A 14,272-nucleotide genomic window follows, 5' to 3' on the forward strand; every position below is an offset into this window, starting at 1 on the left:
CGCCAGGGCGGGCACGACGCGAGACCACCGGACCATGACGCAAGACCTGCTTTCCCCCGCCGCCGAGGCGCCGGCCGGCGCCGAGCCTGGCCACGAGTTCGGACCGCTGCGCACGCACGGACGCTTCCCGTACCGGCCCATCACCGACGCCGACGACTACCGCTGGCCCGGCGGCGCGCGGCTGGCGGTCTACCTCGGCTTCAACATCGAGCACTTCGCCTTCGGCGAGGGGTTGGGCGCCAGCCTCGGCCCGGTCTCGCCGCAGCCGGACGTGCTCAACTACAGCTGGCGCGAGTACGGCAACCGCGTGGGCGTGTGGCGCTGCCTGGAGCTGTTCGACGAACTGGCGCTGCCGGCCGGCGTCATCATCAACACCGCGCTCTACGACCACTGCCCCGAAGTGGTGGACGCCTTCCTCGCGCGCGGCGACGAGCTGATCGGCCACGGCCACACCAACGCGCGCCGCCAGAGCGAGCTCGACGAAGCCGGCGAGCGCGCGCTGCTGCGCCATTGCCGCGCGCGCATCGCCGCGCACGCGGGCACGGCGCCGTCGGGCTGGCTGTCGCCGTGGATCGCCGAGACCGCGCGCACGCCCGACCTGCTGGCCGAGACCGGCTACCGCTACACGCTCAACTGGTGCCACGACGACCGCCCGGTGCGCATGGATACGCGCGCCGGCCCGCTGTGGGCGATTCCCTATCCGCAGGAGCTCAACGACATCCCGATGATCGTGGGCCGCCAGATGGACGGCCGCGCCTTCGCCGACATGATCGTCGACCAGTTCGACGAGATGCTGGCGCAGGCGGACCACCCGCTGCACCCGCAGCCGCTGGTGATGGGCATCGCGCTGCATCCCTACCTGGTCGGCCAGCCCTACCGGCTGCGCCACCTGCGCCGCGCGCTGGCGTACATCGCCGCGCGCGCGGCGCAGGGCGGCGTGTGGCTGGCCACGCCGGGCGCGATCTGCGACCACCTCGAACAGGTGGCGCCGCTGCCCGTCACCGCTTCGCGCTAACATCATGCGCTCGAACGCTAACCCGTCCCCGGCCGACGTCATGCCCCGCACCGCATCGCCCCGCACCGCCAGACCGGCAGGCGCGCCGCCCAAGGCCGCGCGCAAGCGCGCCGCCGCCGATTCCATTGCCGGATCCGCTACCGATCCCGCCGCGGATTCCGCCATCGATTCCGCCATCGATCCCGCCGGCGCGGTCGCGCCGGATGCCGACACGCGCATCTACCAGTCCATCTTCGACGGCGTGCTCAACCACCGCCTCACGCCCGGCACCAAGCTGCCCGAGCCCGAGCTGTGCCAGTTGTTCGGCGTGGGCCGCGCGGTGGTGCGGCGCGTGCTGGAAAAGCTCGCGCACGACGGCATCGTCGAGCTGCGCCCCAACAAGGGCGCGGTCATCGCCGAGCCCACGCCGGCCGAGACCAGCCAGATCTTCGAGGCGCGCCGCGCGCTGGAGCGCGTGCTGGTGGAACTGGCGGTGGCGCGCGTCACCGACGCCGACCTGCGCGCGCTGCGCGCCCAGCTCGCCGCCGAGCACGAAGCCATGCACCGCTTCGACCAGCCCTCGTGGGCGCGGCTGGCGAGCGGCTTCCACCTGCGCATCGCGGCGCTGGCGCGCAACCCGGTGCTGCAGCGCTACCTGACCGAGCTGGTGTCGCGCTGCTCGCTGATCGTGGGCCTGTACGAGCCGCCCGGCCACGCGCCGTGCGAGCACGACGAACACGCCGCCATCGTCGACTGCATCGAGCGGCGCGACGCCGCCGGCGCGGTGCAGCGCATGGAAGCGCACCTGCGCGAGCTGGAGCAGCGCATCGAGACCTCGCGCATGCAGGGCGAGAAAAGCCTGGCGCAACTGCTCGGCCTGAGCAAGGAGTAAGCATGGAAGTCGATTTCGAAGCGATCACCGAGTACCAGCGCTACAAGCTGATGGCCAGCCTGATCGTGCCGCGCCCGATCGCGCTGGTGACGACGCTGGCCGCGGACGGCACCGTCAATGCCGCGCCGTTCTCCATGTTCAACATGCTGGGCGAGGAGCCGCCCATCGTGATGATCAGCGTCAACCGGATGCAGGACGGCGCGCTCAAGGACACCGCCGTCAACATCGCGCGCAGCCGCGAGTTCGTGGTGCACCTGAGCGACGAAGCGATGGCGCGGAAGATGCACGACTGCGGCGAGCGCCTGCCGCCCGACCAGAGCGAGCTGGCGCGCGTGGGCCTCACCCCGCTGCCCTCCAGCGCGGTGGCGCCGCCGCGCATCGCCGAGGCGCCGGTGGCGTTCGAATGCACGCTGTGGGAAACGCTGGAAACCACCAGCCGCCAGATCTTCATCGGCCGCGTGCTGCGCCTGCACGCGCGCGACGGCCTGATCGACACCGAGACCTGGCGCGTGCGCCTGCAGGACTATTTCCCGGTGGGCCGCTTCGGCGCGAGCTTCTACGTGACCACGCGCGACCGGTTCTCGCTGGACACGGAGGCCGGGGTGGCTACGGCGAGTACGGCTATGGACGAGATGTGAAGGTGCGCCGGGGGCGCCCAGTCCGCGCTTGCCATGCGTGAATGCATGGACTGGACCAACCGAACTTAGTTTAGTTGGGCGTACGATGCCCGGTCCCGTGCGCCTCGTGCGCTAGCGTGCCTCCCGCCTAATGGCTGATCATCCAGGGCCGCCCGTTCGGGTTGCCCTTCGGCGCGCCAGCCGGCGCGCCGGCCAGCTTCACCTTGCCCGCGCCCGCGCAGCACCCGCAGCCCGCGCCGTGCCCGCGCCCGGACTCCTTCGGCGCGTGCGCGCTGCGTTCGTTGATGGCGTGCGCGCGGCGCGACGCGGCCGGCATGCCGGCCAGCGACGGCGCGGCGACCAGCGCGCGCTCGGCGAAGCTGCCACAGGACGGGCAGGCGCAGGGGTCGTCGCGGCGCGACATGGGCCGCAGCGCGGCGAAGTCGCCGCAGTCGCGGCAGCGGTAGTCGTAGGTGGGCATGCGGTGGCCTCCGGTCTGGTTTGCGGGCGCGGCCCGCGCGCGACGGCGCGCGCGGGCCGCGCTGGTTCGCTCAAACGTCCTGCGAGATCGGCAGGTCCACGTCGCCCTTGATGTGCTTGACGGGGCCGTCCGCGCTCGGGCGGATGTCGAAGTCGAAGATCTGCGTGGGCAGCCACAGCGTGGCGCAGGCGTTGGGGATGTCCACCACGCCGCTGATGTGGCCCTGCACCGGCGCCGTGCCGAGGATGGAGTAGGCCTGCGCGGGCGAGTAGCCGAACTTGGTCATGTACTCGATGGCGTTGAGGCAGGCCTGGCGGTAGGCCACGTGCACGTCGAGGTAGTGCTGCTGGCCGGCCTCGTCCACCGAGATGCCTTCGAAGATCAGGTAGTCGTTGTAGTGCGGCGTGATCGGGCTGGGCTTGAAGATCGGGTTCTTGATGCCGTACTTGGCCATGCCGCCCTTGATCAGCGACACGCGCATGTGCACCCAGCCGGCCATCTCGATGGCGCCGCAGAAGGTGATTTCGCCGTCGCCCTGCGAGAAGTGCAGGTCGCCCACCGACAGGCCGGCGCCGTCCACGTAGACCGGGAAGTACACCTTGGCGCCGCGCGACAGGTCCTTGATGTCGCAGTTGCCGCCGTGCTCGCGCGGCGGCACGGTGCGCGCGCCGTGCGCGGCGGCCTGGTCGCGCGCGTCGCCCTGCAGGCGGCCCATGTGCGCGGTGGCGGCGAAGGGCGGGTTGGCCAGCGGCGGCACGCGCGCCGGCTCGGTGGCGATGAAGTCCAGCTCGCGCTTGTTCCAGGTCTCCAGCATGGCCTTGTCGGGCAGGCAGCCGATCAGGCCCGGGTGGATCAGCCCGGCGAAGTTGACGCCCGGGATGTGGCGCGACGAGGTGTAGAGGCCGTGGAAATCCCAGATCGATTTCTGCGCGAGCGGGAAGCGGTCGGTCAGGAAGCCGCCGCCGTTCTGCTTCGAGAAGAAGCCGTTGAAGCCCCACTGGCTTTCCGCCTTGGCGCCGATGTCGAGCAGGTCCACCACCAGCAGGTCGCCGGGCTCGGCGCCTTCCACGCCGACCGGGCCGGACAGGAAGTGCACGATCGACAGGTCGATGTCGCGCACGTCGTCGGCCGAGTCGTTGTTCTTGATGAAGCCGCCGGTCCAGTCGTAGGTCTCCAGGATGAAATCGTCGCCGGGCTTGACCCAGCAGGCCATCGGGATGTCCGGGTGCCAGCGGTTGTGGACGTCGGGGTTCTCGTACGGGGATTGGGTCAGGTCGACCTTGATCAGGGTGTCCGTCATGACATGCCTCCAGTGTTGGCGTGAGGGGATGGGGTCGGAAAGCGTAGGAAAGGTGTCTACACCGACAGCAGCTGCCGGATGTGCTCGACGTCGGTGCTGTCGCGCTGGGTCTCGTGCACGAAGCGCCCGCCTTCGATCACCAGCAGGCGGTCGGCCACGTCGAGCGCGAAGCTGAGCACCTGCTCGGAGAAGACGATGGTGATGTCGCGCGTGCGGCGGATCTCCAGCAGCGCGCGCGCGATGTCCTTGATGATGGAAGGCTGGATGCCCTCGGTGGGCTCGTCGAGCAGCAGCACCTTGGGGTTGGCCACCAGCGCGCGCGCGATGGCGAGCTGCTGCTGCTGGCCGCCGGACAGGTTGCCGCCCTTGCGCCGGCGCATGTCGAACAGCACCGGGAACATGGCGAAGATCTCCTCGGGGATGCGGCGCGTCCTGCCCTGCTCCATGCCGGTGAGGATGTTCTCCTCCACGGTCAGGTGCGAGAAGATCATGCGCCCCTGCGGCACGTAGGCCAGGCCGGCGCGCACGCGGCGGTAGCTTTCGTCGTTGGCCACGTCGCGGCCGTCCACGCAGACCTGCCCCGAGCGCACCGGCAGCATGCCGATCATGGCCTTGAACAGCGTGGTCTTGCCCATGCCGTTGCGGCCCATGATGGCCACCGTCTCGCCCTGCGCGGCGGCGAACGACACGCCGTGCAGCGCCTCGCTCTGGCCGTAGTTCACGACCACGTTGTCGACTGTGAGCATGCTGGTTTCCTCCGGTAAAGTGGCCAGCATCAGTGGCCGAGATAGACGTCGATCACGCGCGGATCGTTCTGCACCTGCTCCATCGAGCCTTCCGCGAGGATCTTGCCCTGGTGCATCACCGTGACCTTGTCGGCGATGCGCTTGACGAAGTCCATGTCGTGCTCGATCACGATCACCGCGCGCCCGCGGCTGATGCGTTTGAGCAGCTCGGCGGTCTGCTCGCGCTCGCGCACGCTCATGCCGGCGATGGGCTCGTCGAGCATCAGCAGCTGCGGCTCCTGCATCAGCAGCATGCCGATCTCCAGCCACTGCTTCTGCCCGTGCGAGAGCTGCGCGGCCTCGCGCCCGAGCGCGTCGCCCAGGCCGATCTCGGCGGCCACGTCGGCCACGCGCTGGCGCACCTCGGGCGTGGTGCGGAACATCAGCGCGCCGAACACGCCGCGCCCGCGCGGGAACGACACCGCGAGGTTCTGGAACACGCTGAGGTTTTCGTAGATGGAGGGCGTCTGGAACTTGCGGCCCACGCCGGCGCGCACGATGCGGTACTCGGCCAGTCCGGTCATCTCGCGGTTGGCGAACTTGATGCTGCCGCCGGTGGCGCGCGTCTTGCCGCAGATCAGGTCGAGCAGCGTGGTCTTGCCGGCGCCGTTGGGGCCGATGATCACGCGCAGCTCGTCGCGGTCCACGTAGAGCGTGAGGTTGTCGATGGCGCGGAAACCGTCGAAGGAAACGGTCAGGTCCTCCACCGCCAGCATGAAATCGGTATTGCTCATGGCGTCTTCCTCGCGTTCAGGCGCGCTGCCGCGCGCCGGCTTCGGTGGTCCCGGCGTCGCCGGCGGTGGCCGCCGGCGCGCTGGCGGGGGCGGCGGCGTGGTCGCGGCGCGCCATGTACTTGCGGTAGAGGCCGGCCAGCCCGTCGGGGAAGGCCACCACCACGCCGATGAACAGCGCCGCCATCAGGAACAGCCACAGGTCCGGGAAACTTTCGGAGAAATACGTTTTGCCGAAGTTGACCAGCAGCGTGCCCCACACCGCGCCCACCAGGCTCATGCGCCCGCCCACCGCGGCGAAGATCACCATCTCGATGGACGGCACGATGCCGACGAACGACGGCGACATGAAGCCCACCTGCAGCGTGAACAGCGCGCCGCCCACCGCCGACAGCGCCGCGGCCAGGCAGAACACGAAGACCTTGAACATGGCCACGTCGTAGCCGGAGAAGCGCACGCGGTCTTCCTTGTCGCGCATGGCCAGCAGCAGCACGCCGAGCTTGCTGCGCTGGATCCAGCGGCACAGCGCGATGGCGCCGAACAGCAGCGCCACGTTGGCGAAGTACAGCGCCACCTTGGCGCCGTCGCCGCGGATGTCCCAGCCCAGCATGGTCTTGAGGTCGGTGATGCCGTTGACGCCGCCGGTGTAGCCCTGCTGGCCGATGATCAGCACCGACAGGATCAGCGCCACGGCCTGCGTGATGATGGCGAAGTAGACCCCGCCCACGCGCCGGCGGAACATGGCGAAGCTCACCACGAAGGCCAGCGCCACCGGCACCGCGATCACGCCGGCCAGCGCGAACGGCAGGTGGCGGAACGGCTCCCACCACCACGGCAGCGCGGTGATCTGGTTCCAGTCCATGAAGTCGGGGATGCCGGGCGTGGACTGGATCGCGGTGCTCTTGGGGTCGGACGCCTCGAGCTTGAGGAACATCGCCATCGCATAGCCGCCGAGGCCGAAGAACACGCCCTGGCCGAGGCTGAGCACGCCGCCGTAGCCCCACAGCATGACCAGCCCGACGGCGACGAAGGCGTAGCTGAGGTACTTGCCGACCAGGTTGAGGCGGAACACGTCGAGCGCCAGCGGCATGATGACCACCAGCACCAGCGCCAGCAGCAGGTAGCCCGAGAGCTCGCTGCGCAGCAGGCGCAGCGGCAGGGACGGGCGGCGCGGCGCCGGCGCGGCGGCGGAGGACGGAGAAGAGGAAGGGGCGGAGGGAGACATCACAAGCTCCTGGGGCGGTCCGGTTCGAGTCGGTGCGGTTCGGTGGAAGGGCGGTGGTGCGTCAGCGCCGCACCGCCGGCGCGAACAGGCCTTGCGGGCGGATCATCAGGATGGTCACGATCAGCAGCAGCGTCAGCACGCGCGCCATCGAGCCGGTCAGGAAGAACTCGCTGATCGACTGCGCCTGCGCGATGCCGAAGGCCGAGGCCACGGTGCCGAGCAGGCTGGCCGCGCCGCCGAAGGTCACCACCAGGAACGAGTCGACGATGTACAGCGAGCCGCTGGTGGGCCCGGTCGAGCCGATCGTGGTGAAGGCCGCGCCGGCCACGCCGGCGATGCCGCAGCCGATGGCGAAGGTCAGGCGGTCGGTGCGGCGCGTGTTGATGCCGGCGGCGTTGGCCATCGGCCGGTTCAGCGTGGTGGCGCGCACGCGCAGCCCCCAGCGCGAGCGGTACAGCGCCAGCCACACCATGCCGGTGACGAACAGCGTGAGCGCCATCACGAACAGGCCGTTGATGGGAATGTCGAGGCCCGCGGCCGGCGCCCACGAGCCCATCAGCCACTCCGGCAGCGTGGGGCTGACCTCCTTGGGGCCGAAGGTGGAGCGGAAGGTCTGCTGCATGCCCAGCGACAGGCCCCAGGTGGCCAGCAGCGTGTCGAGCGGGCGGCGGTAGAGATGGCGGATCAGCGCCCACTCGGCCACCCAGCCCGCGCAGAACGCCAGCACGAAGGCCGCGCCGATCGCCAGCGGGAAATAGAACGGCATCCACGACGGCGCCAGGCGCTCGGTCAGCGTGGAAGCGAGGAAGATGGTGTAGGCGCCGATCGTCATGAACTCGCCGTGGGCCATGTTGATCACGCCCATCTGCCCGAAGATGATGGCCAGGCCCAGCGCCATCAGCAGCAGCACCGAGAACAGGCTCAGGCCGGCAAAGCCCTGCATCAGGCCGATGTTCAGCATGTCGGTTAGATTCATGTCGCGCTCGCCAAGGAAAGAATGCAGAGAAGACGCCGGACGAAGGCGTCGGTTATCGGTTTTCGGGGCGCAGAACAAGCGAAGCCGATGGTCTTGTCCCGCGCGGCGGCATTGGCCGGCCTCCGCCCTCTCCCCCGGCCCCTCTCCCGCGGGCGGGAGAGGGGAGAACCCCCCCCCGGGGCGATCGACGAAGCCCGCGAACGGGCCCACACCGCGAGAGCTGGCCCAGGCAAGGTGTCCCCCCTCTCCCCTCACGGGGAGAGGGCCGGGGAGAGGGGCGGTTTAGCCAGGAGCCACATCAAGCGGGGCCAGCGGTGTTGTCCAGCGCAGAGGCGAGAAACGAAGCCGCCGGTTTTTTCCAGCACGGCGGCATTCGCCAGCGCCGGCCCTCTCCCCCGGCCCCTCTCCCGCAAGCGGGAGAGGGGAGCCAACCAGGCTTTACTGATACCCCTTCGGAAACGGATTCGGCGGGATCAGCTGCGGCGACTCGGCCACCACCTTGAACTGTCCGTCGAGCTGGGCCAGGCCCACGCGCGTCTTGCTCCACAGGTGGTGGTTGGGGTCGACCTTGACGAAGCCTTCCGGCGCGGTCTTCAGCTCGATGCCGGGCGAGGCGGCCACCACCTTGTCGATGTCGAAGCTGCCGGCCTTCTCCACCGCGGCCTTCCACAGCCACGGGCCGAGGTAGGCGGCCTGGGTCACGTCGCCGATCACCGACTTGGCGCCGTACTTGGCCTTGAAGGCTTCCACGAAGGCCTTGTTGTTGGGGTTGTCGAGCGACTGGAAGTACTTCATGGCCGCGTAGAAGCCGGCGATGTTCTCGCCGCCGATGCCCAGCACTTCGTCCTCGGTGACGGAGATGGTCAGCAGGAACTGCTTGTCGGCGGTGATGCCGGCGGCCTTGAGCTGCTTGTAGAAGGCCACGTTGGAGCCGCCCACCACGATGGCGTAGATGCAGTCCGGCTTGGCCACCTTGATCTTGTTGATGAGCGAGTTGAAGTTGGTGTGGCCCAGCGGGTAGTACTCCTCGCCCACCACCTTGAGCTTGAGGAAGTTCTCGATGTGCTTGCGCGCGATCTTGTTCGAGGTGCGCGGCCAGATGTAGTCCGAGCCGATCAGGAAGAAGCTCTTGGCGTTCTTCTGCTTGGCCGCCCAGTCCAGGCCCCAGATGATCTGCTGGGTGGCTTCCTGGCCGGTGTAGATGACGTTCTTGGACTGCTCCAGCCCTTCGTAGAAGGTCGGGTAGTAGAGCAGGCCGTTCTCCTTCTCGAAGATCGGCAGCACGGCCTTGCGCGAGGCCGAGGTCCAGCAGCCGAACACGGCCGCCACGCGGTCGTTGACCAGCAGCTTCTTGGACTTCTCGGCGAAGGTCGGCCAGTCGGAGGCGCCGTCTTCCTTGATGACCTTGATCTTGCGCCCGAGGATGCCGCCGGCCGCGTTGATCTGGTCGATGGCGAGCTGCTCGGCCTGGATCGAGCCGGTCTCGGAGATGGCCATCGTGCCGGTGGCGGAATGGAGCTGGCCGACCGTGACCTCGGTATCGGTGACGGCCAGCTTGGTGGTGTTGGCCACCGCGGTGGGCACCGCCGCGCGCGCCTGCATGCTCAGGCCGGACAGGCCCGCCAGCGACAGCGCCGGCAGCGAGGCCAGGCCCTGCATCATGCGCCGGCGCTGCGGCGAGATGGTGGCGCCGTCTTCGGTTTGCTGCGGTGGGAGGGACCCGTTCTTTGCTTTGTCACGCATGATCGACGCTCCTTGGAGGCGTGGTTGGATGGCGATGGAAGGCGGTGATTGACCCTGCGGCTGGATCATGGTGCAGCGCAACGCACGCTTCCATACGTCATTCGACGTACCCGCCTGCGCATGCTCGGCAGCGGCGCCGGCACGGCACAGCTCTTGCATCAGCGCAGCGCGGCCCACGCCCGGCCCGCGTCCGCACCGTCCGGAGTCATCCACCCTCATGCCCACCGCCAGCCAGCCCGTACAGCGCATCAGCAAGATCCGGCGCGACTACAACCGCTGGGTTGCCGACGAGACCCTGGAGGACTACGCGCTGCGTTTTGCACCAAGGACGTTCCGCAAGTGGAGCGCCTTCCGCGTGGCCAATACCGCTTTTGGTGCAGTGGCCTTCCTGGCGCTCGAAGCCATCGGCGCGGCCATCACGCTCAGCTACGGCTTCACCAACGCGATGTGGGCCATCGGCGTGGTCAGCCTGGCGATCTTCCTGACCGGCCTGCCGATCTCCTACTACGCCGCCCGCCACGGCCTGGACATGGACCTGCTGGCGCGCGGCGCCGGCTTCGGCTACCTGGGCTCGACCGTCACCTCGCTGATCTACGCCAGCTTCACCTTCATCTTCTTCGCGCTCGAGGCGGCCATCATGGCGCAGGCGTTCGAGCTGCTGTTCGGGCTGCCGCGCTCGTTCGGCTACCTGCTCTCGGCGCTGGTGGTGATCCCGCTGGTCACGCACGGCGTGACGCTGATCTCGCGCTTCCAGCTGTGGACGCAGCCGCTGTGGCTGCTGCTGCTGGCGCTGCCCTACGCGGCGATCGCGTGGCGCGAGCCGGGCCTGTACGCCGACTTCCTCTCGTTCAACGGCCGCCTGGCCGAGGGCGACGGCTTCTCGTGGCATGCGTTCGGCGCCGCCGCCACCGTGACCGCCGCGCTGATCGCGCAGATCGGCGAGCAGGTCGACTTCCTGCGCTTCATGCCCGAGCTGACGCGGCGCAACCGGCTGCGCTGGTGGAGCGCGCTGATCGCCGCCGGCCCGGGCTGGATCCTGCTGGGCGCGGCCAAGATGGCGGGCGGCGCGTTCCTCGCGTTCGTGGCGCTGCAGGCCGAGGTGCCGATCTCGCACGCGCTCGAGCCCACGCAGATGTACCTGGCCGGCTTCGCGCGCGCGCTCGGCGGCGCCGGCCCGGCGTGGCTGGCGGTGGCGCTGACCGGGCTGTTCGTGCTGCTGTCGCAGACCAAGATCAACATCACCAACGCCTACGCCGGCTCGCTGGCGTGGTCCAACGTGTTCGCGCGGCTCACGCACAGCCACCCGGGGCGCGTGGTGTGGCTGGGCTTCAACGTGCTGATCGCGGTGATGCTGATGGCGATGGGCGTGTTCGAGGCGCTCGAGCAGGTGCTGGCGCTGTACGCGCACCTCGCGGTGGCGTGGGTCGGGGCCATCGTCGGCGACCTCGTCATCAGCAAGCCGCTGGGGCTGTCGCCGCGCACCATCGAGTTCCGCCGCGCCTACCTGTTCGACATCAACCCGGCCGGCTTCGGCGCCATGATGCTGGCCTCGGCGCTGTCGATGCTGGTGCACCTGGGCGCGTTCGGCGAGACCCTGCGGCCGGCCTCGATCGGCGTGGGGCTGGCGCTGGCCATCGCGTTCCCGCCGCTGATCGCGTTCGCCACCCACAGCCGCTACTACATCGCGCGCGTGCCAGTGGATTTCGGCCCGCGCCACAAGCGCGTGCGCTGCACGATCTGCCGCAACCCGTTCGAGGTGGAGGACGTGGCCGCGTGCCCGGCCTACCGCGGCCCGATCTGCTCGCTGTGCTGCACGCTCGACGCGCGCTGCGGCGACCGCTGCAAGCCCGGCGCCAGCGCGCAGGAGCAGATCGCCACGGCGCTGGCGCGCGTGCTGCCGGCCGGCACGCCGCCGGTGATGGCGCGCCGCATCGGCCAGTTCTGCCTGGTGCTGGCGGGCATGGTGTTCGCGTTCGGCACGCTGCTGTGGCTGCTCTACACGCAGGAGCAGTTGTCCGGCTCGCTGTACGCGGCCATGCAGCCGCGCACCGGCCTGTTCGTCAAGATCTTCGCCGGGCTGCTGCTGTTCGCCGCGGTGGCGGCGTGGTGGCTGGTGCTGGCCAACGAGAGCCGCGCGGTGGCGCAGGAAGAGTCGGAGCGGCAGAACATGCTGCTGCAGAAGGAAATCGACGCGCACCGCCACACCGACGCGCTGCTGCAGGGCGCCAAGGAAGCCGCCGAGAAGGCCAACCTCGCCAAGAGCCGCTTCATCACCGGCATGAGCCACGAGATGCGCGCCGGCCTGAACTCCATCCTCGGCTACTCGCAGCTGCTGCTGCGCGCGCCGCAGCTGCCGGGCGCGCTGCGCGAGGACGTGCGCACCATCGGCCGCGCCGGCGAGCATCTCTCCAGCCTGGTCGACGGGCTGCTGGAGCTGTCGCGCATCGAGGCCGGCAAGCTGCGCCTGGCGCAGGAAGCGGTGGCGCTCGAAGGCCTGTTCGACGAGCTGGTGCGCATGTTCCGCCCGCTGGCCGCGGCGCGCGGGCTGGCGTTCCACTACCGCGTGGAGGGCGCGCTGCCCACGCACGTGCACGGCGACCCCAAGCGGCTGCGCCAGATCGTCATCAACCTGGTCAGCAACGCCATCAAGTTCACCGAGCAGGGCGCCGTCACGCTGTCGGTGCGGCACCAGCGCGAGCTGGCCACCATCGTGGTGAGCGACACCGGCCCCGGCATCGACGCGGCCGACCAGGCGCGCATCTTCGACCCGTTCGAGCGCGCCGGCGGCCACGACGACCGCGAGGGCATCGGCCTGGGGCTGGCCATCGTGCGGCTGCTGGCCGACCTGATGGGCGGCGAGATCCGCGTGCGCAGCGCGCCCGGCGCCGGCAGCGAGTTCGCGGTGCGGCTGTACCTGCCGGCGGTGACGGCGCCGCTGGCGCGCCGCGCCGCCGCGCCGGACAGCCCGCTGCCGGCCAACGCGCGCGTGCTGGTGGTGGACGACCGCGCCGCGCACCGCGCCGTGCTGCTCGGCTTCCTGGCGCCGCTCGGCCTGGCCGTGCGCGAGGCCGGCGAGGGCGCCGCGGTGCTGCCTGCGGTGCAGCGCTGGCAGCCGCAGCTGGTGCTGCTCGACCTCAACCTGCCGGACGCCTCGGGCTGGGACCTGTGCCGCATGCTGCGCGCGCTGCCGCAGCCGCCGCTGGTGGTGATCGTGTCCGCCAACGCGCACGAGAACACCGAGGAGGCGCGCGCCACGCACGGCTATTTCGCCTTCGTCAGCAAGCCGGTGCGCGAGGCCGAGCTGATCGAGGTGGTGCGGCGCGCGCTGGCGGCCGCCGCCGCCACTGCCAGCGACACCGCCAGCGCCACCGCTTCATCGGCGGCGCATCCGGCGCCGTCCGCCGACCTGCTGCGCGAGCTGCTGCTGCTCGGCGCCACCGGGCGCCAGCGCGCGCTCGAGGCGCAACTGGCGGAGCTGGCCGAAGGCGCCGACGCCAGCGCGCCGTGGGCCGCCCGCATGCTGGCGCTGGCGCGCAGCAATGCCGACGCATTCAACCATTCCCTAGGCGAGGCGCTCCATGAATCCCGCTCCTGACCTGCAGACCCGCGTGCTGGTGGTGGACGACAACGCCGACGCGCGCGGCTTCATCGCGCGCGCGCTCGGCGGCGAGGCGATGGCCGTGCACGCCGCCCACAGCGGCGACGCCGCGCTTGCCGCGCTGGCCTTCTTCGAGCCCGACGCGGTGCTGCTCGACGTGGACATGCCCGGCATGGACGGCTTCGCCACCTGCGCCGCGCTGGTCGACCGCCATGCCGACCTGCCGGTGATCTTCATGACGGGCCTGGGCGAGACCGGCCACATCGTGCGCGGCTTCGAGGTCGGCGGCTGCGACTACGTGACCAAGCCGGTGGCGATCGCCGAGGTGGTGGCGCGCGTGCGCTCGCACGCCGCCAAGGCGCGCCTGGCGCGCAGCGCGCGCGCGGCCGTGCTGGGCAGCGCGGTGCCGATGCTGGCCGCCGGCGCGGGCGGGCAACTGATGTGGATGAACGACAGCGCCGCGGCGCTGCTGCGCGCGCAGGACCTGGCCGCGGTGCCGCCGGGGCAATTGTTGCCGGCGCCGCTGGCCTCGGCGCTGGAGTCGCTGCGCGACGATGCCGGCCCGCAGTGCGCGCGCCTGGGCGCGCTGCAGCTGCGCCGGCTGACCGGCGTGAGCGCGGGCGTGACGGTGGTGGAGCTGGCGGCCTATGCCGCGCAGGCCGCCGGGGAGGGCGGCGTGGCCGGTGTGGCCGGCTCGGCCACCGAGCTGACGCCGCGCGAGGCGGAGGTGATGGTGTGGGTGGCGCGCGGCAAGACCAACCGCGACGTCGCCGAGATCCTCGGCATGAGCCCGCGCACGGTCAACAAGCATCTCGAGCACATCTACGAGAAGCTCGGCGTGGAGACGCGCACCGCGGCGGTGGCGGCGGCGCAGCGCGGCATGGCCTAGGCCGGCCGCGCCGGCGGCGCGGTGCAGTGCGGCGAGATGCA

The 14,272-nt window shown here is 70.4% G+C and carries 12 protein-coding genes; 5 read left to right on the forward strand and 7 right to left on the reverse strand.

The genetic code is table 11. The features are described 5' to 3' along the window. Positions 1–34 precede the first annotated feature (34 nt). The 3 genes from KF708C_RS31595 to KF708C_RS31605 are packed head-to-tail and all read left to right on the forward strand — an operon-like array spanning position 35 to position 2,524. Complete coding sequence (locus KF708C_RS31595; RefSeq protein WP_059415645.1) at positions 35–1,015, forward strand: polysaccharide deacetylase family protein; 981 nt, start codon at positions 35–37, stop codon at positions 1,013–1,015. Positions 1,016–1,055: 40 nt separating this feature from the next. Continuing rightward, positions 1,056–1,886, forward strand: coding sequence for a GntR family transcriptional regulator (locus KF708C_RS31600; protein ID WP_231586650.1), 831 nt, complete (start codon positions 1,056–1,058; stop codon positions 1,884–1,886). A gap of 2 nt (positions 1,887–1,888) precedes the next feature. Then, positions 1,889–2,524 carry a flavin reductase family protein gene (locus KF708C_RS31605; protein ID WP_059415647.1) on the forward strand — a complete coding sequence of 212 codons (636 nt, stop codon included), beginning with the start codon at positions 1,889–1,891 and terminating at the stop codon, positions 2,522–2,524. A gap of 127 nt (positions 2,525–2,651) precedes the next feature. On the opposite strand, the gene KF708C_RS31610 is transcribed toward KF708C_RS31605, so the two are convergent. The 7 genes from KF708C_RS31610 to urtA form a co-directional block, all read right to left on the reverse strand. After that, on the reverse strand, positions 2,652–2,984 hold the full coding sequence (locus KF708C_RS31610; protein WP_029044091.1) for an FmdB family zinc ribbon protein: 333 nt from the start codon (positions 2,982–2,984) through the stop codon (positions 2,652–2,654). A 70-nt stretch (positions 2,985–3,054) separates the two neighbouring features. After that, positions 3,055–4,284 carry a formamidase gene (fmdA, locus tag KF708C_RS31615; protein ID WP_059415648.1) on the reverse strand — a complete coding sequence of 410 codons (1,230 nt, stop codon included), beginning with the start codon at positions 4,282–4,284 and terminating at the stop codon, positions 3,055–3,057. Positions 4,285–4,340: 56 nt separating this feature from the next. Continuing rightward, positions 4,341–5,030, reverse strand: coding sequence for an urea ABC transporter ATP-binding subunit UrtE (gene urtE / locus KF708C_RS31620; RefSeq protein ID WP_020204903.1), 690 nt, complete (start codon positions 5,028–5,030; stop codon positions 4,341–4,343). Between the two features lie 29 nt (positions 5,031–5,059). Further along, on the reverse strand, positions 5,060–5,803 hold the full coding sequence (urtD, locus tag KF708C_RS31625) for an urea ABC transporter ATP-binding protein UrtD (protein WP_020204904.1): 744 nt from the start codon (positions 5,801–5,803) through the stop codon (positions 5,060–5,062). 16 nt (positions 5,804–5,819) lie between these two features. Next, positions 5,820–7,025, reverse strand: a complete 1,206-nt coding sequence (gene urtC / locus KF708C_RS31630) for an urea ABC transporter permease subunit UrtC (RefSeq protein WP_197090455.1) — start codon at positions 7,023–7,025, stop codon at positions 5,820–5,822. A 61-nt stretch (positions 7,026–7,086) separates the two neighbouring features. Continuing rightward, positions 7,087–8,001 carry an urea ABC transporter permease subunit UrtB gene (urtB, locus tag KF708C_RS31635; protein WP_029044011.1) on the reverse strand — a complete coding sequence of 305 codons (915 nt, stop codon included), beginning with the start codon at positions 7,999–8,001 and terminating at the stop codon, positions 7,087–7,089. A gap of 438 nt (positions 8,002–8,439) precedes the next feature. Then, positions 8,440–9,663: an urea ABC transporter substrate-binding protein gene (urtA, locus tag KF708C_RS31640; protein ID WP_052165975.1), complete on the reverse strand. Its 1,224-nt coding sequence runs from the start codon at positions 9,661–9,663 to the stop codon at positions 8,440–8,442. 298 nt (positions 9,664–9,961) lie between these two features. On the opposite strand from urtA, the gene KF708C_RS31645 reads away from it, so the two are divergent. Then, positions 9,962–13,339 carry a hybrid sensor histidine kinase/response regulator gene (locus tag KF708C_RS31645; RefSeq protein ID WP_059415650.1) on the forward strand — a complete coding sequence of 1,126 codons (3,378 nt, stop codon included), beginning with the start codon at positions 9,962–9,964 and terminating at the stop codon, positions 13,337–13,339. After that, a complete protein-coding gene (locus tag KF708C_RS31650; RefSeq protein ID WP_059415652.1) occupies positions 13,323–14,231 on the forward strand; it encodes a response regulator transcription factor in 909 nt (302 codons plus the stop codon). Before KF708C_RS31645 ends, KF708C_RS31650 begins: the two co-directional genes overlap by 17 nt. Positions 14,232–14,272: the final 41 nt, after the last annotated feature.

It is taken from the genome of Cupriavidus basilensis (assembly GCF_000876015.1).
Taxonomy (GTDB): domain Bacteria; phylum Pseudomonadota; class Gammaproteobacteria; order Burkholderiales; family Burkholderiaceae; genus Cupriavidus; species Cupriavidus basilensis_B.

Excerpts from the sequence above, each read along its gene's own strand:
- KF708C_RS31595 (WP_059415645.1), top strand. The coding sequence starts at position 35 with ATGACGCAAGACCTGCTTTCCCCCGCCGCCGAGGCGCCGGCCGGCGCC.
- KF708C_RS31600 (WP_231586650.1), top strand. The coding sequence starts at position 1,056 with ATGCCCCGCACCGCATCGCCCCGCACCGCCAGACCGGCAGGCGCGCCG.
- KF708C_RS31605 (WP_059415647.1), top strand. The coding sequence starts at position 1,889 with ATGGAAGTCGATTTCGAAGCGATCACCGAGTACCAGCGCTACAAGCTG.
- KF708C_RS31610 (WP_029044091.1), bottom strand. The coding sequence starts at position 2,984 with ATGCCCACCTACGACTACCGCTGCCGCGACTGCGGCGACTTCGCCGCG.
- fmdA (WP_059415648.1), bottom strand. The coding sequence starts at position 4,284 with ATGACGGACACCCTGATCAAGGTCGACCTGACCCAATCCCCGTACGAG.
- urtE (WP_020204903.1), bottom strand. The coding sequence starts at position 5,030 with ATGCTCACAGTCGACAACGTGGTCGTGAACTACGGCCAGAGCGAGGCG.
- urtD (WP_020204904.1), bottom strand. The coding sequence starts at position 5,803 with ATGAGCAATACCGATTTCATGCTGGCGGTGGAGGACCTGACCGTTTCC.
- urtC (WP_197090455.1), bottom strand. The coding sequence starts at position 7,025 with ATGTCTCCCTCCGCCCCTTCCTCTTCTCCGTCCTCCGCCGCCGCGCCG.
- urtB (WP_029044011.1), bottom strand. The coding sequence starts at position 8,001 with ATGAATCTAACCGACATGCTGAACATCGGCCTGATGCAGGGCTTTGCC.
- urtA (WP_052165975.1), bottom strand. The coding sequence starts at position 9,663 with ATGATGCAGGGCCTGGCCTCGCTGCCGGCGCTGTCGCTGGCGGGCCTG.
- KF708C_RS31645 (WP_059415650.1), top strand. The coding sequence starts at position 9,962 with ATGCCCACCGCCAGCCAGCCCGTACAGCGCATCAGCAAGATCCGGCGC.
- KF708C_RS31650 (WP_059415652.1), top strand. The coding sequence starts at position 13,323 with ATGAATCCCGCTCCTGACCTGCAGACCCGCGTGCTGGTGGTGGACGAC.